This is a genomic window from Streptomyces sp. NPDC023481, from assembly GCF_055560195.1.
The window spans coordinates 43,570-66,145 of the sequence record NZ_JBVHJE010000017.1; the positions used below are offsets into that span (position 1 = coordinate 43,570).

The window sequence follows — 22,576 nt, forward strand, 5'->3', positions numbered from 1 at the left end:
GCGGATGCCGGGGATGCGCCTGGATGAGCTGATCGGCAAGCTGCGCCAGGGCGGGCTCCAGCCGACCGCCGAGGACGTGGCGGACGCGTTCTGGCTGGCCCGGCGGCTCGGAGCGGCCCCGCCCGAGGACGGCACGGGCGCCGGCGGGGACGGCGGGGGCGCGCCCGGCACCGGTTCGGGCGGTCCGTCGGACCCGGGGCGGGGGGCCGTGGCCTCGGGCGAGCGTACGCCGGCCGGCTCCGGCGGTCCGCAGCCGCCGCACGTGGACGCCGTCCCCTCCGCCGCCATCCCGCTGCACACCCCGAGCCCCGCGCCACGCGTGAGCGGCGCCCACGATCCGGCCGGCGCCCCCGGAGCGTTCCCCGTCCGCGCGCCCGCCGCCGGTGCCCTGCCCGGACTGCTCGGCCTGCAGAAGGCACTGCGTGCCCTCGGCCGGTACCGCACGGCCCCCGTCCGCGGCCGCGACGAGCGGATCGACGAGGCCGCCACCGCCGACCGGGCCGCCGCGAGCGGCATCCTGCTCCCCGTCACCCGGCCCGGCCGCCGCCGGCGCTGCGACGTCCAACTGCTCATGGACACCGGCCCCGCCATGGCCGTCTGGGGCGAGATGGTCGAGGAACTGCGCCAGGCCTGCCAGCAGTCCGGCGCGTTCGCCTCCGTCCGTGTCCACCACCTGTACGCCGACGACTCCGGCGCCCCGCTCGTCGGTACGACCGCCGGTCCCGGCCGGCGCACCCGGCTGCGCCCCGCCGACGAGCTGCACGACCCCAGCGGGCGCCGGCTCACCTTCGTCATCAGCGACTGCGTCGGCCCGCTGTGGCAGAACGGCACCGCGCAGCGCCTGCTGCACGGCTGGCCGCGCACCGCCCCGCTGGCCGTGGTCCAGCCGCTGCCGCCCCGGCTGTGGGGCCGTACCGCGCTGCCCGCCGAACCCGGGCTGCTCGTCCGCACCGGCGAGAGCGGCGGGCGCCTGGACTTCCTGCCCGAGGACGAGCCCTGGGAGGAACCACCGCCCGGCGCCCGGCCGGTCCCGGTGCTCCAGCCCACCCCGGAGGCGTTCGCGGCCTTCGCCCGGCTGCTCGCCGGCACCGGGCCGACCCGCGAGCACGCCTGGGCCGGATACGCCCACCCCGGCACCGCACCGGCGGCCGCCGGCCTCGCCCCGCCCGCGCGCAGCGACGACGACCTGCTGCGCGCCTTCCGCGCCGGCGCCTCACCCGGCGCCCTGCGGCTGGCCGTCTACCTCGCCGCCGCCCCCCTCACCCTGCCCGTGATGCAGCTGGTCCAGCGGGCCATGCTGCCCGACACCGGGCCCATGGAACTGGCCGAGGTGCTGCTCGGCGGCCTGCTGCGGCAACTGCCCGGCACCGGGGACCAGCCGTGCTTCGCCTACTCGCCCCGGATGCAGGACCTGCTGCTGTCCTCCCTCGACCAGGACACCGCCGGACTCGTCCTCAAACACTGCTCGGCCTACGTGGAACGGCACTTCGGCAAGGGCACCCGCAACTTCGCCGCGCTGGCCGCGGCCCGGCTCGCCGACCACGGCCCCGCCGCCGGCGCGGGGCGGCTCACCGAGGACGGCGCGGCACGGGACGGCACCGGCAGCGTGGAGGCCGAACTGTTCGCCCGCATCCCCGCGCGCGTGCTGCGGTTCTACCTGCCGGACCTGGTCACCCCCGACCCGCTGACCGAGGCCGAGCGGCTGCTCGCCCGCTGGCGGCAGCTGGCCGACCCGGAGATGCTGCGCCGGGCCCGGGAACAGGCCCGCGTCGCCACGGCCGGTAGGGGCGCGGGCCCCGCCGTCCGGGCCCGGCTGGTCCTCGGCCGCGTGCTGCGCGTGGAGGCCGGTACGGCGGGCGCCCGCGCGGAGGGGCGGCGCGCCGGGCTGCTGCGGGAGGCGGAGGCCGAACTCGCCACCGCGTACGAGGACGCCCCCGCCGACAGCCGGGAGCGGGCCGAGTCCGCACTGGAACTCGCGCTGTGCCGCCGGGAGTTGTGGCAGCTGACGGCCGAGACGGACCACCTGACGGGGGCCCTCGCCGTCCTGGCCGCCGGCACCCCGCCCTGGCCCCGCGTCACCACCACCGCCCGCGCCTGGCAGGCCTCCGACGCGGACGCCTCCGGTGAGCCGGGAGAGCCGGGGGAGGGCACGTCCGCGCCGGCGGCCACCGCACAGGACGCCGACGGGACCGCCGCAGCACCGGAGGGCGCCGACGGGACCGCCGCAGCACCGGGGGACGCCGACGGGACCGCCGTAGCACCGGACGGCGGCCTCCGGTCGTCCGAAGGCCCCGCCGCGCCCCGGGATCGCACCTCGCCCTCGGACCCCACCTCGCCCGCAGGGCACGGCACCGTGCCCTGGGAGGTGGCCGCCCATCGGGAGCGGCTGTTGCTGCGGGGGCGGGTGCTGCTCGACCTGCGGCATCCCGGGGCCGCCGTGCCGGAACTGCGGGAGGCCTGCCGGTCCTTGGAGCGGGAGCGGGCGGGCGACACCGTGCGGGGGCCCGCGTTGCTGGATCTGGCGCGGGCGCTGCGCGGGGCCGGCGCCGAGGACGCCGAGACCCGGCAGGCGCTCGACGAGGCGCTGGCGGCCGCCGGGGACGACACGGCGCTGCTGCTGCCCTGCCTGACCGCGCTGGCCGCGTTCCACGACGCCGTAGGGGAGACCGGGCAGGCCGACGCGGCGTACGAGCGGGCCGCGCTGCTCGCCCCCGTCGACGACCCCCTGCGCGTCCGGCTCCTCACCGCCTGGGGCGAGTCGCTGCTCAGGCGGGCCTCCACCGGCGACGGGGCCGGCGTGGTGGACCGGGCCGAGTCCGTGCTGCGGGAGGCGCTGACGTCGCTGCCCGCCCGGTCCGCGCACCGCGGCCGGCTCCAGGGCCTGGTCGGCAGCGCCCTCGCCCAGCGCTTCCGGCACCTCGGTTTCCTGCCCGACCTGTTCGAGAGCCGGCACCTGCTCGGCCAGGCGGTCCGCGCGGCGACCGACGCGGCCGTACGGGCCGAGGTGTGGCTCCAGTTGGGCCGGGTGCGACTGGAGGGCTGGTACCACGCGGGCGCGCCGGTGCTGGTGGAGGCGCTCCAGGCGTACGAGAACGCCGAGCGGGAGGCCGAGGCGGCCCACGGCGGCGACCCCGGCTCGGTGACGGCCGCCCGCGCCCGGCACGGCTGCGGGGCGGTGCTGGCGCTGATGGGCCGGCCCGGCGCGGCCGGCGGTGCCTTCCGGGCGGCCCGGGAGCAGTGGCAGCGGCTCGTCGGGGCGCTGTGCGAGGTCGACTGGGCCGACGTCGAGCTGACCCGGCGGGCGGAGGCGGAGCCACCGTCGGCCGTGGACCCGCGGTCGCTGCCGGAACCGGCCTGGCGGGACACCGCACCGCCGTGGTGGCCCTGGTCCCAGGACTGGGCCAACGCGAGCGAGAATGACCGGAGTTGAGCAGTCCAGGGTTTCTGGTTCCGGCCGGTCGGGAAGAAGTGGGCAGCCACTGCGGCCGAGCGGGGCGGGCGCGGGGCAGGGAGGAGCCGAGGGTGGGGGAGCCAAGGACACGGGTGGCCGGCGTCGGCGCGGACGCCGGAGAGGCCGCGCTCCCATCCGGCCTCACCGACGTCGACCTGCGGACACTGCGTGCCATGGACGATCCGGCGGTACTCGCGGCGGTCGCCGGGGTGCTCGCCGACCCGGACGGGCTGCGCCGGGTCTGGTATACCACCGGCGGTGACGACGAGATCATGCCCGGCCGGCCCGGGCATGCGTTTTCGGCCGGTCCCGCGCGGCGGCCGATACACGGCGAGGACACCGTGGCATGACCCCGGGAGCCCCGGGAACCACCGGTCCCCTGGGAGACGTACGGCCGGCCGGACCCGCTCCCGGACCGGTGCCGTCCGAGACCCTCGCCGCCCTGGCCCGCACCCACCCGCTGCCCGCGGCCACCGGGGCCCTGCGCGCCGCCCTGCACGCCCGCCGGATGCTGCTGCTGAAGTCCCTCCTGGTCCGCGTCGACGGCGCCCGCGCCACCCTGCCCGCGACGGCCCGGCGGCGCTTCGAGGACGACTGGGCGCTGCTGGAACGGGCCGAGCGCACCGACACGGGCGCCGTCCGTGCCGTACTCGACTACCCGACGACCGGCGCCTGGCTGGCCGCGGCGCTCGCCACGCCCGACGGCCCGGAGTTCGAGGACGCCCTTGCCGGGCTCGGCGCGGTGGCCGTCGCCGCCGCGCTGCGCGCCGGCTGCCGCTTCACCAGCACCCGCGTGCTGCCGGCCGGCACCCTGCCCTTGCCCGGCGTCGGGCTGCTGCGCTGCGCCCGCGGCCCGGTAAGGCTGTCCGGGCGGGCCGGGGTCGTACGGATCACCGACGCGGCCGGCCAGACCCTGCTGCTGCCCGGAACCGCCCCGGCCGGACCCGGCGCCCGGTGGACCGCCGACTCCGCTCTGGCCTGGTCCGCGCTGCACACCCTGCCCGGCGGCACCGTCGTCCTCGACGACGTCGACCCGCACCGGGTGCCCGCGGGCGGCATCGGGCCGGCGGCGCTGCCCCCGGCCGAGCGCCCGTACTCCGACCCCGCCGCGTGGGCCGCCCGCTGGCGGGACGCGCACGCCCTGCTGGCCGTGACGCACCCCGCCCGGGCCACCGAGACCCTCGCCCTGGTCCGTGCCGTCGTCCCGCTCGCGCCGTCCGCGCGCCCCGGACCGGCGCTGAGCGCCACCGTGCGGACCGCGCCCGGTGCCGTCCTGGCCCAGCTGCCGGCCGACCGGCGCGAACTGGCCGAGCTGCTGGTGCACGAGACGCACCACACCAAGCTGGCCGTGCTGGACGAGCTGGTCCCGCTGTGGCGGCCCGGCGGCAGCCTGCACCGGGTCGGCTGGCGGCGCGATCCGCGCCCGGTCCCCGGCGTGCTCCAGGGCGCGTACGCCCACCTGGCGCTGCTGGACCTGTGGGCGCGGGCCCGCACCGGACCCGCCCGGGCGTGGCGGCGGCGCGCGGGCGAGCGGTTCGAGGTGTGCCGGGAGCAGGTCGCGGAGGCCTTGTCCGTGCTCGCCGGGTCCGATGAACTGACCCCGCACGGAAGGGAGTTCGTCCGGCACATGGGCGGCCACCACGCGCGTCTCGCGGGGGCCGGCCGTTCGCCGGGCTGACGCTGAGTAGACGAGTACGTGCGTTACGTTATGCGTACGGCCGCCCATGTGACCGGGCGGCCGTGTGGAAGCAGGGAGCGGCGATGTCGGAACAGCGGCGGCCGGGCGCGAACGGCGCGACGGCACCCGAGCACGTGCTCGTGGTCTTCCCGGGGTACTACCGCTCGTGGGCGGCGTGGATCGCCCAGTGCCTGGAGCGGCACGGACACCGGGCCACACTCCAGCGCTGGGACCCGCCGCGCGAGGTGGCGCTGGAGGACTCCCTCGGCGACCTGCTGCTGGCCAGCGGAAAGGTGCTGCTGGTCCTGAACGACTGGTTCTTCGAGCTGGGCCCGCGCCCGCCGGGCGAGTGGAACGACGCGCTGCGCGGCTTCGTCGCCGCGCACGCCGACCGGTTCGCCGCGGTCAACCTCACCAACCGGCCGCTGCTGCCCGCCACCGCCGTCCTGGAACCGGCCAGCCTGTGGGCGCTGAGCGAGGAGGCCGCCGAGGAACGCCTGCTGCGCCGACTGGGCCTGGAGCCGCACGCCCGCCCCCGGACCCCGTCCGGCCGGGTCCGCTACCCGGACGAGCGCTGCGAGATCTGGGGCGAGGTACCGCGCCGCAATCCGCGCTTCACCGGTCGCGACGACCTGCTCGGCGAACTCCACCAGAGGCTCGCCGACGCCGAACGCGGCGCCGCCGCCTGCACGCTCGTCGGCATGTCCGGCATCGGCAAGACCCAGCTGGCCGCCGAGTACGCGCACCGCTTCAGCACCGACTACGACCTGGTGTGGTGGGTCAACAGCGACGACCGCACCATCCAGCGCGACCGGCTGGGCGAACTCGCCGTCGAACTCGGGCTGCGCATCGGCAGCGAGCCCGGCGAACGCATCCGCGCGGTCCGCAACGCGCTGCGCCGCGGCGAGCCGTACGCCAACTGGCTGCTCGTCTTCGACGGCTGGGACGACACCGACGGCGTGGCCTCGCTGCTCCCGCAGGGCACCGGACACGTGCTCATCACCTCCCGCAACCGGGGCTGGAGCGAGCACACCGACGTGCTGGAGATCCCCGCGTTCCTGCGCCCCGAGTCCACCGCCTACCTGATGCGCCGCGCCCCGCACATCACCGCCCACGAGGCCGACGAGGTGGCCGCCGAGTTCGGGGACGTGCCGCTGCCGCTGGTGCAGGCCGCCTCCTGGCTCGGCGAGTCCGGCATGGAGGCCGGCGAGTACCTGCGGATGGTCCGCGAACGCCGGCTGTCCACCGTCGACGAGCCCGTCACCGGCGAGGGCTTCCCGCAGTCCTCCCTCACCTCCTGGGCCATCCTGCTCAACCGGCTGCGCCGCTCCCAGCCGCAGGCCATCGAGGTGCTCGGGCTGTGCACCTCCTTCGCCCCCGGACGCATCCCGCTCGGCCTCATCCGCGCCTACCCGCGCGCCGAGCTGCCCGAGGAACTGCGCTGGATGTCCACCGACCTGCCCGCCTGGACCCGCGCCCTGGACACCCTCGTCAACTACTCGGTGCTGACCCGGGAGACCCGCGGCCCGCTGGCCGCCGAGATGGGCCCGCACCAGGAGTCGGTGCACATGCACCGGCTGGTCCACGACATCGTCTCCAAACTGACCGGCGACGGCAGCCAGGAACTGCACCGGCGGGCGGTGCGCACCCTGCTCGCCGAGGCCGACCCGGGCAACCCCGCCGACAGCCGCAACTGGCCGCGCTACGCCGAACTGCTGCCCCACCTCGAACCCTCCGGCGCGCTGGAGAGCCGCCAGCCCCGGGTGCAGGAACTGGTGCTGAACTGCCTGCGGTACTGCACCCGCAGCGGCGAGTACAGCGGCGGCCTGGAACTGGCCCAGCAGGTGCGCGAGCACTGGTCGCGGTTCATGGACCCGATCGACCAGCCGATGCTCGACCTGGCCACCCAGGAGGGCAACATGCTCCGCAACAGCGGCCGGTTCCGCGAGCTGTACGAGCTGCACCGGGGCGTGCTCAAGCAGCTGCGGGCCGCGCCGGGGCGCAACGAGATCGGCGAACTGGTCAGCAAGAGCGCCATCGCCTCCGGCCTGCGCTCCCTCGGCCGCTACCAGGAGGCCTACGACCTCCAGCGCGAGGTCCTCGACGGCAACGAACGGCTCCTCGGGCCCGACGAGCCGCCCACCCTGGTCGCCCGGCACAACCTCGGCGTCATCCTGCGCATGCTGGGCCGGTACGGCGAGGCGCTCGACCTCGACCTGGAGACCCTGGCCCGGCGCGAGAGCGTGCTGCGCGCCCGGCACATCAACACCCTCCACTCGGGCAACGCGGTCACCCACAGCCTCCGGCTGCTCGGCCGCTACCGGGAGGCGCTGGCCCGCCAGGAACCCGTCGTACGGCTCCATGTGCAGGTGCTCGGGCCGCAGCACCCGCAGACCCTCGAAGCCCGCTCCCAGCTGGCCATGTGCCGGCGCCGGGAGGGCGGCCACGCCCCGGACGTCGGCCCGGCCATGGCGAGCCTGCTGGACCAGCTGATCCAGCTGCACGGCCGCGAGCACTACCGCACCCTGGCGTTCCTCACCAACTACGGCAACTACCTGCGCGAACACGGCGACCTCCGCCAGGCCCGCGACCTCATCGACGAGGCGGAGGCCGGCTACCGCTCGCTGCTCGGGCCCGCGCACCCGGTGGCCACCGGCATGCTGTCCAACACCGGGCTGGTCATGCAGGTCGCGGGCGAGCGGGGCGAGGCGCTGTCGATGTTCGAGTCCGCGTACGCCGGCCTCGGCGCCACGCTCGGCCCGGACCACCCGTGGGTCCTGGGCTGCGCCCTGAACGCGGCCGGCGCGCGCAACTTCAACGGCCGGATCGAGGAGGCGACGGAACTGAGCCGCGACGCCCTGCGCCGTTCCCGGCACGCGCTCGGCCACGAGCACCCGCTCACCCTGTCCTGCCAGGTGGCGCTGGCCGCGGACCTGCGCGCGGCGCACGAGCAGGAGGAGGCGGGCAAGCTGGAGGAGGACGCCCTCCTGGCTCTCACCCGCACCCTGGGCGCCCAGCACCCCCACACCCTCTCGGCCCGCCAACGGGTACGCCCCTACTGGGACTTCGAGGCGTACCTGGGCTGAGCGCGCCACGCGCCACGCGAAGGGCCCGGTACCGAGTGGGAACTCGGTACCGGGCCCTGCGGCGTCAGCGAGACCTACGCCTCGAAGACCTCACGCACCAGCTGCTCCTGCTCCGCCTGGTGGCGCTTGGCGGAGCCCACCGCCGGGGACGAACCGTGCGGACGCGAGATGCGCCGCAGCCGCTCGCCGGCCGGGATGTCGGCGCCGACCGCCAGGTCCAGGTGGTCGATCAGGTTGAGCGCGATGAACGGCCAGGCACCCTGGTTCGCCGGCTCCTCCTGCGCCCACAGGTACTTCTCGGCGTTCGGGTACTTGTTGACCTCGGCCTGCAGCTCGTCACCCGGCAGCGGGTACAGCCGCTCGATGCGGATGATCGCCGTGTCCGTGGCACCGCGCTTGACCCGCTCGGCCTCCAGGTCGTAGTAGACCTTGCCGGCGCAGAAGACGACCCTGCGGACCGCGGCCGGGTCGGCCGTGCTGTCGCCGATGACCGGACGGAACTCGCCCGTGGTGAACTCCTCCGCCTTCGAGGCCGCGGCCTTCAGGCGCAGCATCGACTTCGGGGTGAAGACGACCAGCGGCTTGTGGTGCGGGTTGTGCACCTGCCACCGCAGGAGGTGGAAGTAGTTCGACGGCAGGGTCGGCATGGCGACCGTCATGTTGTTCTGCGCGCACAGCTGCAGGAACCGCTCCGGGCGGGCCGAGGAGTGGTCCGGGCCCTGGCCCTCGTAGCCGTGCGGCAGCAGCAGGACGACGCCGGAGGTCTGGTTCCACTTCTGCTCGGCCGAGGAGATGAACTCGTCGACGACCGTCTGCGCGCCGTTGACGAAGTCGCCGAACTGGGCCTCCCACATCACGAGCGCGTCGGGGCGGGCCAGCGAGTAGCCGTACTCGAAGCCCATCGCCGCGTACTCGGAGAGCAGCGAGTTGTAGACGTTCAGCCGCGCCTGGTCCTCGGAGAGGTACTGGAGCGGGGTGTACTCCTCGCCGGTCGACCGGTCGATCAGCACCGCGTGGCGCTGGCCGAAGGTGCCGCGCTGGGAGTCCTGGCCCGCGAGGCGGACCGGGGTGCCCTCCAGCAGCAGGGAGCCGATGGCCAGGGTCTCGCCCATGCCCCAGTCGATCGTGCCGTCCTCCACCATGGCCGCACGGCGCTGGAGCTGCGGCAGCAGCCGCGGGTGGACGGTGATGGAGTCGGGGATGGTGACCTGGGACTCGGCGATCCGCTTGACGACCTCGGAGGAGACCGCGGTCGGCACCGCGACCGGGAAGCCGTCCTGGGGCGCCTGGGCGTCACCGGCGGCCGGCTGGGAGGTGGCCTCGCGGACCTCCGTGAAGACCTTCTCCAGCTGGCCCTGGTAGTCCTGCAGGGCCTGCTCGGCCTCTTCCAGGGTGATGTCGCCGCGACCGATGAGGGACTCGGTGTAGAGCTTGCGCACCGAGCGCTTCTTGTCGATCAGGTCGTACATCAGCGGCTGGGTGAAGGCCGGGTTGTCGGACTCGTTGTGACCGCGGCGGCGGTAGCAGATGAGGTCGATCACCACGTCCTTGTTGAACGCCTGGCGGAACTCGAAGGCGAGCCGCGCGACGCGGACCACGGCCTCCGGGTCGTCGCCGTTCACGTGGAAGATCGGGGCCTCGATCATGCGGGCCACGTCCGTCGCGTACATGGAGGAGCGCGAGGACTCGGGGGCCGCGGTGAAGCCGACCTGGTTGTTGATGACGATGTGGACCGTGCCGCCGGTGCGGTAGCCGCGCAGCTGCGACATGTTCAGGGTCTCGGCCACCACGCCCTGGCCCGCGAAGGCCGCGTCGCCGTGGATCGCCACCGGCAGGACGGTGAAGTCCGTGCCGCCCTTGTTGATGATGTCCTGCTTGGCGCGGGCCACACCCTCCAGGACCGGGTCGACGGCCTCCAGGTGCGAGGGGTTGGCGACCAGCGAGACCTTGATCTGCTCGCCGTCCAGGCCGGTGAAGGTGCCCTCGGCGCCCAGGTGGTACTTCACGTCACCGGAGCCGTGCATCGACTTCGGGTCGAGGTTGCCCTCGAACTCGCGGAAGATCTGCGCGTACGACTTGCCGACGATGTTGGCGAGCACGTTCAGGCGGCCGCGGTGGGCCATGCCGATGACGACCTCGTCCAGGCGGGACTCGGCCGCGGAGTCGATGACCGCGTCGAGCAGCGGGATGACGGACTCGCCGCCCTCCAGCGAGAACCGCTTCTGGCCGACGTACTTGGTCTGCAGGAAGGTCTCGAAGGCCTCCGCCGCGTTCAGCCGGCGCAGGATCCGCAGCTGCTCCTCGCGCTCCATCTTGGAGTGCGGGCGCTCCACCCGGTCCTGGATCCACTTGCGCTGCTTGGGGTCCTGGATGTGCATGAACTCGATGCCGGTGGTGCGGCAGTACGAGTCGCGGAGCACGCCGAGGATGTCGCGCAGCTTCATCATCGACTTGCCGGCGAAGCCGCCGACGGCGAACTCGCGCTCCAGGTCCCACAGGGTGAGGCCGTGCTCGACGATGTCCAGGTCGGGGTGCTTGCGCTGCTTGTACTCCAGCGGGTCGGTGTCGGCCATGACGTGGCCGCGGACCCGGTAGGAGTGGATCAGCTCGAAGACGCGGGCGGCCTTGGTGACGTCGTCGTCGTGGCTGGCGTCGATGTCCTTGAGCCAGCGGACCGGCTCGTAGGGGATGCGCAGCGCTTCGAAGATGTCGTCGTAGAAGCCGTTCTCGCCGAGCAGCAGGTTCGCGACCTGGCGCAGGAACTCGCCGGAGGCGGCGCCCTGGATGACCCGGTGGTCGTAGGTCGACGTGAGCGTCATGACCTTCGAGATGCCGAGCTTGTTCAGGGTGTCCTGGCTGGTGCCCTGGAACTCCGCCGGGTAGTCCATGGAGCCGACGCCCATGATCACGGACTGGCCGGGCATCAGGCGCGGCACGGAGTGGACGGTGCCGAGGCCGCCGGGGTTGGTCAGGGAGACCGTCACACCGGTGAAGTCGTCCATCGTCAGCTTGCCCTCACGGGCGCGGCGGACGATGTCCTCGTAGGCCTGCCAGAACTCGAAGAAGTTCAGCGTCTCGGCCTTCTTGATGGCGGCCACGACGAGCTGGCGGTCGCCGTTGGGCTTGACCAGGTCGATGGCCAGGCCGAGGTTGACGTGCGGCGGCTTGACGAGGGTCGGCTTGCCGTCCTTCTCGCCGAACGACCAGTTCATCGCCGGCATGGCCTTGATGGCCTGCACCATCGCGTACCCGATGAGGTGCGTGAAGGAGATCTTCCCGCCGCGGGCGCGCTTGAGGTGGTTGTTGATGACGATGCGGTTGTCGAACAGCAGCTTCACCGGGACCGCGCGGACCGAGGTGGCGGTCGGCAGCTCCAGCGAGGCGTTCATGTTCTTCGCGACGGCGGCGGCCGGGCCGCGCAGCGTGATCAGCTCCGGGCCCTCGGGGGCCTTAGCCGCAGGGGCGGAAGACCGCGCGGCGGAGGCCGCTCCGGTGGAGCCGGTGCCTGCACCGGGCTTGGGCTGAGCGGGCGCCTGTGCGGGCTGCGCCGGCTTGGCCGGGGCGGGGGCCGCCTTCGCCGCGGGGGCGGGGGCCGGGGCGGGGGCCTTCGCGGCAGGGGCCGGAGCGGCGGGCTGCGGGGCCGGAGCGGCCGGGGTGGTGGTCTCTGCGGCCCCCGCGGCCGCAGTACCCGCCGGAGCCGGGGTGGCAGGAGCACCCGGCTTGTAGTCGGCGAAGAAGTCCCACCAGGCGCGGTCTACCGAATTCGGGTCCTGGAGGTACTGCTGATAGATCTCGTCGACGAGCCACTCGTTCGGACCGAACGCGGCAGCGGGGTTCTTCCCGGCTTGGTCGTCGGTGGAGATGCTCGAGTTACTGGGGGACTGTGGCGACACGGCGGCAACCGCCCTCTTCCGCTTCACAAGGTGATGGACAGCGGGAATAAAGGCTACGCCCCCATGGCGGGGAAGGTCAGGTCGGGCATGGGCATCGTCGCGTAAGTCACATCAAGAATCTTGTTTCAGGGCTTGAAATGGCGGGAAACAAGCGTGGTTCCGCATGTGTGAGGGTGCACCGGCCCCGGCCCGGCGCGTCTTCGTTCGACGGGTGGCGCGGGCCTGCCTGTGATCACACGTGTTCAGCTGCGTGGAACGGGCAGCGACCGTCGTGGATCTTGTGCTTCCGGTTCGGACTTTACGTCAACTTGGCACGGAAGTCAGGCCCGGGAGGGTGACGATGATCCGGCAGCCCCGCTCCGATTCGGCCACACCGATCCGGCCGCCGTGCAGGTCCACCGCCCACCGGGCGATCGCCAGCCCCAGTCCCGTACCGCCGTCGCTGCCCGGCCCGTGCGGCCGGGTGACGGCGCCCCGGTTGAACCGCTCGAACACCCGGTGCCACTCGGAGCGGGGGATGCCGGGACCCTCGTCCAGGACCTCCAGCTCCAGCGACTCGGGCTGCGGCCCGCGCCGGGCCCGCACGGTGACCCGGCCGTGCGGCGGGCTGTGCTTGACGGCGTTGTCGATCAGGTTCGCGACGACCTGGTGGATGCGCTCGGGGTCCGCGTGCGCGGTCAGCTCCGGCGGGGAGACGTCGAGGTGCAGATGGACGTCCTTGCGCGTGTGGCTGCCGGAGCCGGTGGGCATGCCCGCGCGCGCGGAGGCGACCATGTTGGCCTCCTTCAGCACGCCCGACAGGTACGGCCACACCTCGAAGCGGCGCAGCTTCAGCGGGACGACGCCGTTGTCGAGCCGGGACAGGTCCAGCAGGGTCTCCACCAGGCGGCCGAGCCGCTCGGTCTGCTTCAGGGCCGTCCGCATGGTCTCCGGGTCGGCCTCGGTGACCCCGTCGACGATGTTCTCCAGCACCGCGCGCAGCCCGGCGATCGGGGTGCGCAGCTCGTGCGAGACGTTCGCGACCAGCTCCTTGCGCTGGCTGTCCTGGGCCTCCAGCTCATCGGCCATGACGTTGATCGTCTCGGCCAGGTCGCCCAGCTCGTCCCGGCGGTTCTCGCGCACCCGGCGGGTGTAGTCGCCCTCGGAGATGGAGCGGGCCACCGCGTTCATCTCGTCCAGCGGCATGGTGAGCGAGTGCGCCACGAACTGCGTGATGAGCAGGGTGGCGATCATCGAGAAGACCGTGATGAAGCGCAGCTCCGTCTTGGTGTGCACCGCGACGATCGACAGACCGGTGGTGATCAGCACCGAGATGACGACGAGCGCGCCCAGCTTGGTCTTGATCGAGAACGGGCGTACGCCGCCCCAGGGTTCCTCGGCGGGGATCCCGGGGCTCCTCCGTGCGGCCTGGCGCCCGTCGGTGCTCACGGGTTCGGCGTCTCCAGCGCGTACCCCACCCCGTGCACGGTGCGGATCCGCTCGGCGCCGATCTTCCGCCTCAGCGCCTTGATGTGGCTGTCGACCGTGCGGGTGCCGGAGGCGTCCGCCCAGTCCCACACCTCGGCCAGCAGCTGCTCCCGGGAGAGCACCGCGCGGGGGGTGTTCGCCAGGCACACCAGCAGGTCGAACTCGGTGGGGGTCAGGTGGACGTCCTCCGACTTCACCCGCACCCTGCGCTGCGCGTGGTCGATCTCCAGCTCGCCCAGGCGCAGGATGCCGGAGCGGGGCGTGGTGGCGGCCAGCGCGGCCCGCTCCACCCGGCGCAGCAGCACGTGCACCCGGGCCGCCAGCTCCCGCATCGAGAACGGCTTGGTCATGTAGTCGTCGGCGCCGACGCCGAGCCCGACCAGCATGTCCGTCTCGTCGTCCCGCGCGGTGAGCATCAGCACCGGCACCGGCCGCTGCGCCTGCACCCGCCGGCAGACCTCGAGCCCGTCGAAGCCGGGCAGCATGATGTCGAGGATCAGCAGGTCGGGCTGCCAGGCCTCGGCCGTGTCGACCGCGGCCGGACCGTCGCCCGCGGTTTGCACCAGAAATCCCTCGGCGCGGAGCCGGGCCGCGATGGCGTCGACGATCGTGGGGTCGTCCTCGACCACCAGCACCCGGCGCTGTGCGCCCGGGGTGGTCGTCGCCGCGCCGCTCTGGGAGGTGTGTGTCTGCTCCATCGCCCGCCCCTGTTGTTGCTTTCCGGAATCCGTGGGGTGATCCCATGTCTGCGATTGACGCTTGAATGATCCGCGTCAGAGCAGCACATTACGGGGACTCACCGCGCTGTCGCTATCCAGGTCGGACGCCGAGGTGGACGGCGTCCGGAACGCCCCGGGCAACAGGCACCTCTTCGGTACGCACCTGCCGGAACCCGGCATTCCGCAAGCTTCCTTCAAATTCCGGAGAGGGTTCGGCCGACCACACCGCGAGCACCCCGCCGGGTCTCAACAGCCGGGCGCACGCGGCGAGTCCGGCCGGTGCGTAGAGGCCGTCGTTGCCCTCCGTGACGGTCCAGCCGGGGCCGTTGTCGATGTCGAGGCACAGCGCGTCGAACGTGTCCGATGTCTCATGGACGTACGCGAGGAGGTCCGCTTCCACGATCGAGGTCCGCGGGTCGGCGAGCGCGCCCGCCGACACCTCGGCCAGCGGGCCGTCCCGGTGCCAGTCGACGACGGCGGGCTCCCGCTCCACCACGGTGATCCGTCCCCAGCGCGGGTCGGCGGCCGCGTGCGCGAGCGAGAAGCCCACGCCCAGCCCGCCGAGCAGCAGCCCCGGCGCCGGCCGGCCGTCCAGCGCGGCGCGGGCCGCGTCGACCAGCAGCCGCTCCGAGCGCCCGTCGGAGGTGTCCATCAGGAAACAGCCGTTGGCGATGATCTGCAGCAGCGCGCCGTGCCGGCGCAGCACCACCTCGCCGTACGGGCCGTCGCGCCGGTCCAGGACCACGGGAGTGTCGTACACGGCAGTCATGAGCCCATCCTGCTCGAACAGGGCCCGGCGTTCACGTGAATTGCGGATGACGCACGGCCGCGGGTGAGAGGTTGCTGAGAATCCCCTCCCGCGTGGCCCCGGTCATAGACAGCGACACGCCGAGGACGAAGGGTGGGGCCTGAACGGAAGGAGCGCCTCAGCGTGGAACGCGGCATGACGGGCCCTGCGCCGGACGCCTCCCTCCCGGACGGTACGGCCGCCGTACCGGTGCCGGTCGGCCTGCCGGCCGGCAGGCCTCGCCCGCGCACCGGCACCCCGGCCCCGGCCGCCGTGACCGCTGCCGTTCCCGTCCCGGCCCCCGCCCCCGCCTGGCGGTCCCTCCCGCTGCCCACCCCGGCCGGCACCCCGTTCACCTTCGCCTACGCGGCCGTCCTGGCCGTCACCTCCCTGGTCGCGGCCCTGGCCGACCCCGCCCTGGTGCACGCCCTGCACCAGGGCTCCAGCACGGACGTGGTCCACCTGGTGCGCACGCCGGTGCCGGTGCTGCTGGCCAGCGCCCTGTGGATCGCGGGCGGGGTCCTCTCGCCGTACGCGGTCCTGTTCGTGCTGGTGCTCACCGCGCTGGAGCGGCGGATAGGCGGAGCGCGGGCCGCCGGCGTCTTCCTGCTCGGCCATGTCCTGGCCACCCTCGCCACCGAGGTGCCGGTGGGCCTCGCCGTCCTCGCCGGCCACCTGCCCGGCACCTCGCTGCACCGACTCGACTACGGCATCAGCTTCGGCGTGGCCGCCAGCCTCGGCGCCCTCGCGGGCCTGCTCCGGCCCCGGCTGCGCTGGACCGCCCTGGGCCTGACGGCCGGGGTCCTGCTGACCGACCTGTTCGCCTACACGGACCCGTTGACCGACTGGGGCCATGTGATCGCGCTGGTCACGGGCGTGTCGACGTGGCCGTTGGTCCGGCGCTGGCACCGGTCCGCCTGACCCCCGCCCCCCTCGGGCGCACATGATCGCTCACAGCGAACACCCGCCTGGGAACATTCCGCGACGCCGGAACATTGAGTCGGCATAGCTCAAGTTGACTGCCTAAGGGGAGATCATGGCTGCTGAGTCATCGGCGTTCACGCTGACCCTGCCCGTGCTGCCGCTCGACGACGAGGTCGTGCTGCCCGGGATGGTGGTTCCGCTGGACCTGAGCGACGCCGAGGTGCGGGCCGCGGTGGAGGCCGCGCAGGCCGCCGCCCGCTCGGAACCCGGGAAGCCCAGGGTGCTGCTGGTGCCACGCGTCGACGGCACGTACGCCAGGACCGGCGTCCTCGGCACGGTGGAGCAGGTCGGCCGGCTCGCCGACGGTGACCCGGGGGCCCTGATCCGCGGCCGGAGCCGGGTGCGCATCGGCGCCGGCACCACCGGCCCCGGCGCCGCGCTCTGGGTCGAGGGCGCCCGCGTCGCGGAGGACGTCCCGGAACCGCTGCCCGGCCAGGTCGCCGAGCTGGTCAAGGAGTACAAGGCGCTCGCCACCACCTGGCTGAAGAAGCGCGGCGCCTGGCAGGTCGTGGACCGCGTCCAGGCCATCGACGACGTGCCGGCGCTGGCCGACAACTCCGGCTACTCGCCGTTCCTCACCACCGAGCAGAAGCTCGAACTGCTGGAGACCGCCGACCCGGTGGCCCGGCTCAAGCTCGCCACCCAGCAGCTGCGCGACCACCTCGCGGAGCAGGACGTGGCCGAGACCATCGCCAAGGACGTCCAGGAGGGCGTCGACAAGCAGCAGCGCGAGTTCCTGCTGCGCCGTCAGCTGGAGGCGGTCCGCAAGGAGTTGCGCGAGCTGAACGGCGAGAAGGAGGGCGAGGAGTCCGACGACTACCGGGCCCGCGTCGAGGCCGCCGACCTGCCGGAGAAGGTCCGCGAGGCCGCCCTCAAGGAGGTCGACAAGCTGGAGCGCGCCTCCGACCAGTCGCCCGAGGGCTCCTGGATCCGCACCTGGCTGGACACCGTCCTGGAGATGCCGTGGAACGAGCGGACCGAGGACGCCTACGACATCCAGGGCGCCCGGGCGGTCCTCGACGCCGAGCACGCCGGCCTGGAGGACGTCAAGGAGCGCATCACCGAATACCTGGCCGTGCGCAAGCGGCGCACCGACCGGGGCCTGGGCGTCATCGGCGGCCGGCGTGGGGGCGCCGTACTCGCCCTGGTCGGCCCCCCTGGGGTCGGAAAAACCAGTCTCGGCGAAAGTGTCGCCCACGCCATGGGACGCAGGTTCGTCCGCGTCGCCCTCGGCGGCGTCCGCGACGAGGCCGAGATCCGCGGTCACCGCCGCACGTACGTCGGTGCGCTGCCCGGCCGGATCGTGCGCGCCGTCAAGGAGGCCGGGTCGATGAACCCGGTGGTCCTGCTGGACGAGATCGACAAGGTGGGCTCGGACTTCCGGGGCGACCCGGCCGCCGCCCTCCTGGAGGTGCTCGACCCGGCGCAGAACCACACCTTCCGGGACCACTACCTGGAGGTCGAACTCGACCTGTCCGACGTGGTCTTCCTCGCCACCGCCAACGTCCTGGAGGCGATCCCGGAGGCCCTCGCCGACCGGATGGAGATCGTCCGCCTGGACGGCTACACCGAGGACGAAAAGGTCGTTATCGCCCGCGACCACCTGCTCCCGCGCCAGCTGGAGCGGGCCGGTCTGGACGAGGGCGAGGTCACGCTCGACGAGAGCGCGCTGCGCAAGCTCGCCGGCGAGTACACCCGCGAGGCGGGTGTGCGCACCCTGGAGCGGTCCCTCGCACGGCTGCTGCGGAAGATCGCCGCCCAGCACGAACTGGGCGAGCGGGAGCTGCCGTTCACCGTCACCGACGGCGAGCTGCGCGCCCTGATCGGCCGGCCGCACCACGTGCCCGAGTCCGCCCAGGACCCGGCCGAGCGCCGTACGGCCGTACCCGGTGTGGCGACCGGACTCGCCGTCACCGGCGCCGGTGGCGACGTGCTGTTCGTGGAGGCGTCCCTGGCCGACCCGGAGACGGGCGCGGCGGGCCTGACCCTCACCGGCCAGCTCGGTGACGTGATGAAGGAGTCGGCGCAGATCGCGCTGAGCTTCCTGCGCAGCCACGGCGCCGAACTGGAGCTGCCCGTGGCCGACCTGAAGGACCGGGGCGTGCACATCCACTTCCCGGCGGGATCGGTGCCGAAGGACGGGCCGAGCGCGGGCGTCACGATGGCCACGGCCCTCGCCTCGCTGCTCTCCGGCCGCCTGGTCCGCACGGACGTCGCCATGACCGGCGAGGTCTCGCTGACCGGCCGGGTGCTGCCCATCGGCGGGCTGAAGCAGAAGCTGCTCGCCGCCCACCGCGCCGGGGTGACCACCGTCATCATCCCCAAGCGCAACGAGCCCGACCTGGACGATGTCCCGGCCGAGGTGCTGGAAAGGCTGGACGTCCACCCCGTGACCGACGTCCGCCAGGTCCTGGAGCTGGCGCTCGCGCCCGCCACGAGCGACGCGGCGCCTGAGGTGCCGGTCGCGGCCTGACGAGCGCGTGGCGCGCGTCCCTCGGTGGGCCGAGGGGCGCGGGGGACGGCGTCGGGGAGGCCCGGGTCTCCGTGCGGAGGCCCGGGCCCGCGCCGTACGCCCGGAACGGGCTCACTCGGTAGAATTCAGGCGTGAGCCGGCCCGCCGGGCACGCCCCCGGCCTGATCGGGGCCGAGATCGCGGGCTACCGGGTGGAGCGCGAACTCGGCCGCGGCGGCATGGCCGTCGTCTACTGCGCCAGGGACCTGCGCCTGGGCCGCACGGTCGCCCTGAAGCTGCTCGCCCCCGAGTACACGCGCAACGAGGCCTTCCGCAACCGCTTCGCCCAGGAGTCCCGGGTGGCCGCCGCCATCGACCACCCCAACATCGTGCCCGTCTTCGAGGCCGGCGAGGCGGACGGGGTCCTGTACATCGCCATGTGCTTCGTCTCCGGCCTCGACCTGCGCGCCCTGCTCGACCGCGAGGGCCCGCTCCCGGTGCCGGCCGCGCTGCGCATCGCCGCCCAGCTGGCCTCCGCGCTGGACGCGGCCCACGCCCGCGACCTGGTGCACCGGGACGTCAAACCGGGCAACGTGCTGGTCGCCAAGGGCGTCGACAGCGACCACCCCGAGCACGTCTACCTGACCGACTTCGGCCTGGCGAAGAAGTCGCTGTCGCTCACCGGGTTCACCACGGCGGGCGAGTTCGTCGGCACGCTGGACTACGTGGCGCCCGAGCGGATCGCCGGGCGCCCGGTGGACGGCCGGTCCGACCAGTACAGCCTCGCCTGTGTGGTCCACGAGACCCTGACGGGCGCCCCGCCCTTCCGCCGGGCGGACCAGCTGGAGCTGCTCTGGGCCCACCAGTACGACCCGCCGCCCGCGGTGAGCGCGGAGCGGCCGGACATCCCGGCCGGCGTGGACGAGGTGCTGCACCGGGCCCTGGCGAAGATCCCCGACGACCGCTACGGCACCTGCCTGGAGTTCGTGGCGGCCCTGCGCGGCGCGGTCGCCGAGGCCGGCCCGCGCGGACCCGCGCCGACACCTGAGCCGACACCTGAGCCGACGCCTGAGGCGACGCCTGAGCCGGCGTACGGACCCCCGTACGAACCGCTGCCCCGGCCGCCCGCCTGGGCCGGTCCCGTGCTCCGGGCGGCCCGCTAGCCGGCGCATTCTCCTCCGCCGCGTTCCCCCGTCAAGTCCCGAGTCCTCGGAACATGACCCTTCCGTGCCGCTCCGGCCTACTGGAAGCACGGGCCGCACCGGAACCACCGGACACCGACAGGGCCCGCGACACGGAACGACACAGAAGGAGAAAAGCCATGAAGCGCACGAACGAGAACCTTGGGGACCGCCGCTCGAAGCGGGGCATGCGCCTGCGCCTGGCCACGCTCGCCGTCTCGGCCGGTGCGGTCGCCGCCGGGGTGATGCTGCCGGCCGTCTCCGCGAGCGCGGCCCCGATGCCCCGGACTCCGGTGGTCGTCCAGCTCCCGGCACACCACGGTCACCACGGTCACCACGGTCACTACTACGACTACGACCACTACTACGAGTACTACTCCTACTACTGCTGACGCACTCCTGCCGACGGCGGGACGGGCGGGCCGGGGTCATCCGGCCCGCCCGTCCCACCCCGGGTCAGGGCGCGGTCAGCGACTGCTCCGCCCACACCGTCTTGCCGACCCGGTCGTGCCGGGTGCCCCAGCGGTCGGCGAGCTGGGCGACCAGCAGCAGGCCCCGGCCGCCCTCGTCGAAGATCCGGGCCCGGCGCATGTGCGGGGTGGTGCCGCTGGAGTCGTAGACCTCGCTGATCAGCTTGGTGCCCTGGTGGATCAGCCGGAGCCGGATGGGCGGGCGGCCGTAGCGGATCGCGTTGGTGACCAGCTCGCTGACCATCAGCTCGGTGGTGAACGCGGCCTCGTCCAGGCCCCACGCGGAGAGCTGCTCGGTGGCGTACCGGCGGGCGAGCGCGACCACCGTGAACTGGTCGTCCAGCTGCCAGGTGGCGACCAGGTCCTCGTGCAGCGCCCGGGTGCGGGCCACCAGCAGGGCGATGTCGTCGTCGGGGCGGTGACTGAGCAGCTCGGTGAGGACCCGGTCGCACACCGCGTCCAGGGACGTCGCGGGGCGGCCGAGCGCGGCGAACATCTTGTCCAGCGCCACGTCGATGTCGTGGTCGCGGGCCTCCAGCAGCCCGTCCGTGTACAGCGCCAGCAGGCTGCCCTCGGGCAGTTCCGCCTCGATCGCCTCGAAGGGCAGCCCGCCGAGCCCGAGCGGCGGTCCCGCCGGCACGTCGAGGAAGCGGACGGTGCCGTCCGGGCTCACCACCGCGGGCGGCGGGTGCCCGGCCCGGGCCGCGGAGCAGCGGCGCGAGACCGGGTCGTAGACGGCGTACAGGCATGTGGTGCCGATGCCGCCGGCGGTGTCGGCGCCCGGGTCCGCGCTGCCCTCGTCGGCGGCCAGCCGCAGCACCAGGTCGTCCAGGTGGGTGAGCAGCTCGTCGGCCGGCAGGTCGACGTCGGCCAGGGTGCGCACCGCCGTGCGCAGCCGGCCCATGGTGGCGGATGCCCGGATGCCGTGGCCCACCACGTCGCCGACCACGAGCGCGACCCGCGCCCCGGACAGCGGGATCACGTCGAACCAGTCGCCGCCCACGCCGGCCCGGGTCGCGGCCGGCAGGTAGCGGGTGGCGATCTCCAGCGCCCCCTGCTCGGGCAGCGTGTGCGGCAGCAGGCTGCGTTGCAGGGCCATGGTGGTGGTGCGGGACCGGGGCCGGTCGTGCGCCTGCTCGATGCCGGTGGCCGCCTTCGCGGTGAACTCCTCGGCGAGCCTCAGCTCCTCCGGTCCGAAGGGCCCCCGCTCCGGGTGCCGGCCGAACAGGGCCACGCCCAGGGCGGCCCCCGGCACCAGCAGCGGCACCGCCAGCAGGGAGTGCGCCCCGGACGCGCGCAGCCAGGCGGCGCCCGGGTCCAGCGCCGCCCACTCGGCGATGTCCGGGTCGGCCGTGTCGTACAACTGCGGCCGGGCCGTCGCCAGGCAGCGGGCGGCCGGCGAGTCGGCCGGGCAGACGACGGTCTGGCCGACACCGGTCTGGCCGGCACCGGTGCCGTGGTCCGGCCGGTCGCCGTCCGGGACCGCGCGCAGGGCGGCCCGGCGCAGCACGACCTGCTCCGGGGCGGCGGCCCCGGCGGTGCTGCGCGGGGAGTCGAGCAGGTCGACCGTCATGACGTCGGCCAGCCGGGGGACCGTGACCTCGCCGAGTTCCCGGGCGGCACGGGCCTGTTCGGACGGTGTCCCGTCCGGCGGGCCGGAGCCGTCCGGGGGCCGCGGCGGGGGGTTGGCGGTCTCCCGGGCGCTCTGCACGGACAGGCACACGGCCCGCACCCGGCCGTCGGCGTCCTTCAGGGGGGTGACGAGGGCGGCTCGGCCGGGCTCCGCGCCGAGCCGTACCGGCGCCTCCTGCGGCCTGCCGGACTCCAGCGCCAGCCGCATCGCCCGGTCGGCCTCCTCGCTCGCGGCCCCCGGCACGATGTGGGCGAGGCCCAGTCCGCGCATCGCCGCCTCGGGCAGGGCGAGGGCGTGCTCCAGCCGGCGGTTGGCGCGTACCAGGCGCAGCTCCGCGTCGAAGATGGCCAGGGGAAAGGGGGACTGGAGGAACGTCCACTCCTCCAGCGGTTCGCCGCGGGGCGGCCGGGCGCGGGCCGGTACGGCGCTCACCACCAGCCAGTCGGTGGCCCCGGCCGGCGAGGTCCGGCGGTGGACGAGCACGCCCAGGTCCAGTCGCCGGCCGTCCCGGTGGCGCAGCGGGACGGTGCCGTTCCAGCGGGTGCGGCCGGCCAGTGCCCGGCGGACCGCCGTGTGGTCGCCGGCGAGCAGCGCGGTGGCGGGCCGGCCGACCACCGCCGGGGAGTCGTAGCCGAGCAGCCACCGCGCACCCTCGCTCCAGCCGGTCAGGATGCCCTGCTCATCGATGGTGGCCGTGGCCGTGTACGTCGACTGTCGCTCCATCGCCGCTCATCTCGCCTTGCTCGGCAGGCTCACCTCCAGCATGATCCCGGGC

13 protein-coding genes are annotated in these 22,576 nt (G+C 74.1%); 8 read left to right on the top strand and 5 right to left on the bottom strand.

Annotated features, from left to right (window positions below; genetic code table 11):
• The first annotated feature begins 13 nt into the window (after positions 1-13).
• The 4 genes from ACZ3ZD_RS28795 to fxsT all read left to right on the top strand — a co-directional run bounded on the left by ACZ3ZD_RS28795 (position 14) and on the right by fxsT (position 8,215).
• Positions 14-3,430 (top strand): SAV_2336 N-terminal domain-related protein, encoded by a 3,417-nt coding sequence (locus tag ACZ3ZD_RS28795; RefSeq protein WP_467403272.1) that lies wholly within the window; start codon positions 14-16, stop codon positions 3,428-3,430.
• A gap of 92 nt (positions 3,431-3,522) precedes the next feature.
• On the top strand, positions 3,523-3,801 hold the full coding sequence (locus ACZ3ZD_RS28800) for a hypothetical protein (RefSeq protein ID WP_467403276.1): 279 nt from the start codon (positions 3,523-3,525) through the stop codon (positions 3,799-3,801).
• A complete protein-coding gene (locus tag ACZ3ZD_RS28805; RefSeq protein ID WP_467403279.1) occupies positions 3,798-5,129 on the top strand; it encodes an aKG-HExxH-type peptide beta-hydroxylase in 1,332 nt (443 codons plus the stop codon). Before ACZ3ZD_RS28800 ends, ACZ3ZD_RS28805 begins: the two co-directional genes overlap by 4 nt.
• A gap of 83 nt (positions 5,130-5,212) precedes the next feature.
• Complete coding sequence (fxsT, locus tag ACZ3ZD_RS28810) at positions 5,213-8,215, top strand: FxSxx-COOH system tetratricopeptide repeat protein (RefSeq protein ID WP_467403282.1); 3,003 nt, start codon at positions 5,213-5,215, stop codon at positions 8,213-8,215.
• A gap of 74 nt (positions 8,216-8,289) precedes the next feature.
• On the opposite strand, the gene ACZ3ZD_RS28815 is transcribed toward fxsT, so the two are convergent.
• The 4 genes from ACZ3ZD_RS28815 to ACZ3ZD_RS28830 form a co-directional block, all read right to left on the bottom strand.
• On the bottom strand, positions 8,290-12,108 hold the full coding sequence (locus tag ACZ3ZD_RS28815) for a multifunctional oxoglutarate decarboxylase/oxoglutarate dehydrogenase thiamine pyrophosphate-binding subunit/dihydrolipoyllysine-residue succinyltransferase subunit (protein WP_467403285.1): 3,819 nt from the start codon (positions 12,106-12,108) through the stop codon (positions 8,290-8,292).
• Between the two features lie 303 nt (positions 12,109-12,411).
• Positions 12,412-13,536, bottom strand: a complete 1,125-nt coding sequence (locus ACZ3ZD_RS28820) for a HAMP domain-containing sensor histidine kinase (protein ID WP_467403288.1) — start codon at positions 13,534-13,536, stop codon at positions 12,412-12,414.
• A complete protein-coding gene (locus ACZ3ZD_RS28825; protein ID WP_467403291.1) occupies positions 13,533-14,273 on the bottom strand; it encodes a response regulator transcription factor in 741 nt (246 codons plus the stop codon). Before ACZ3ZD_RS28825 ends, ACZ3ZD_RS28820 begins: the two co-directional genes overlap by 4 nt.
• A 112-nt stretch (positions 14,274-14,385) precedes the next feature.
• A complete protein-coding gene (locus ACZ3ZD_RS28830) occupies positions 14,386-15,063 on the bottom strand; it encodes a spermidine synthase family protein (protein ID WP_467403294.1) in 678 nt (225 codons plus the stop codon).
• Positions 15,064-15,237: 174 nt separating this feature from the next.
• Between ACZ3ZD_RS28830 and ACZ3ZD_RS28835 the strand changes: the two genes are divergently transcribed.
• From ACZ3ZD_RS28835 to ACZ3ZD_RS28850, 4 genes are all read left to right on the top strand, one after another.
• Positions 15,238-16,002, top strand: coding sequence for a rhomboid-like protein (locus ACZ3ZD_RS28835; RefSeq protein WP_467403297.1), 765 nt, complete (start codon positions 15,238-15,240; stop codon positions 16,000-16,002).
• A gap of 115 nt (positions 16,003-16,117) precedes the next feature.
• Entirely contained in the window at positions 16,118-18,538 is a 2,421-nt protein-coding gene (gene lon, locus ACZ3ZD_RS28840; protein WP_467403300.1) for an endopeptidase La, read from the top strand.
• 131 nt (positions 18,539-18,669) lie between these two features.
• Positions 18,670-19,680 (top strand): serine/threonine-protein kinase, encoded by a 1,011-nt coding sequence (locus tag ACZ3ZD_RS28845; protein WP_467403303.1) that lies wholly within the window; start codon positions 18,670-18,672, stop codon positions 19,678-19,680.
• Positions 19,681-19,838: 158 nt separating this feature from the next.
• On the top strand, positions 19,839-20,090 hold the full coding sequence (locus ACZ3ZD_RS28850; protein WP_467403305.1) for a hypothetical protein: 252 nt from the start codon (positions 19,839-19,841) through the stop codon (positions 20,088-20,090).
• 64 nt (positions 20,091-20,154) lie between these two features.
• Here the strand turns inward: ACZ3ZD_RS28850 and ACZ3ZD_RS28855 are convergent, their stop codons facing one another.
• Positions 20,155-22,524, bottom strand: a complete 2,370-nt coding sequence (locus tag ACZ3ZD_RS28855) for a SpoIIE family protein phosphatase (protein WP_467403308.1) — start codon at positions 22,522-22,524, stop codon at positions 20,155-20,157.
• Between the last annotated feature and the right edge of the window lie 52 nt (positions 22,525-22,576).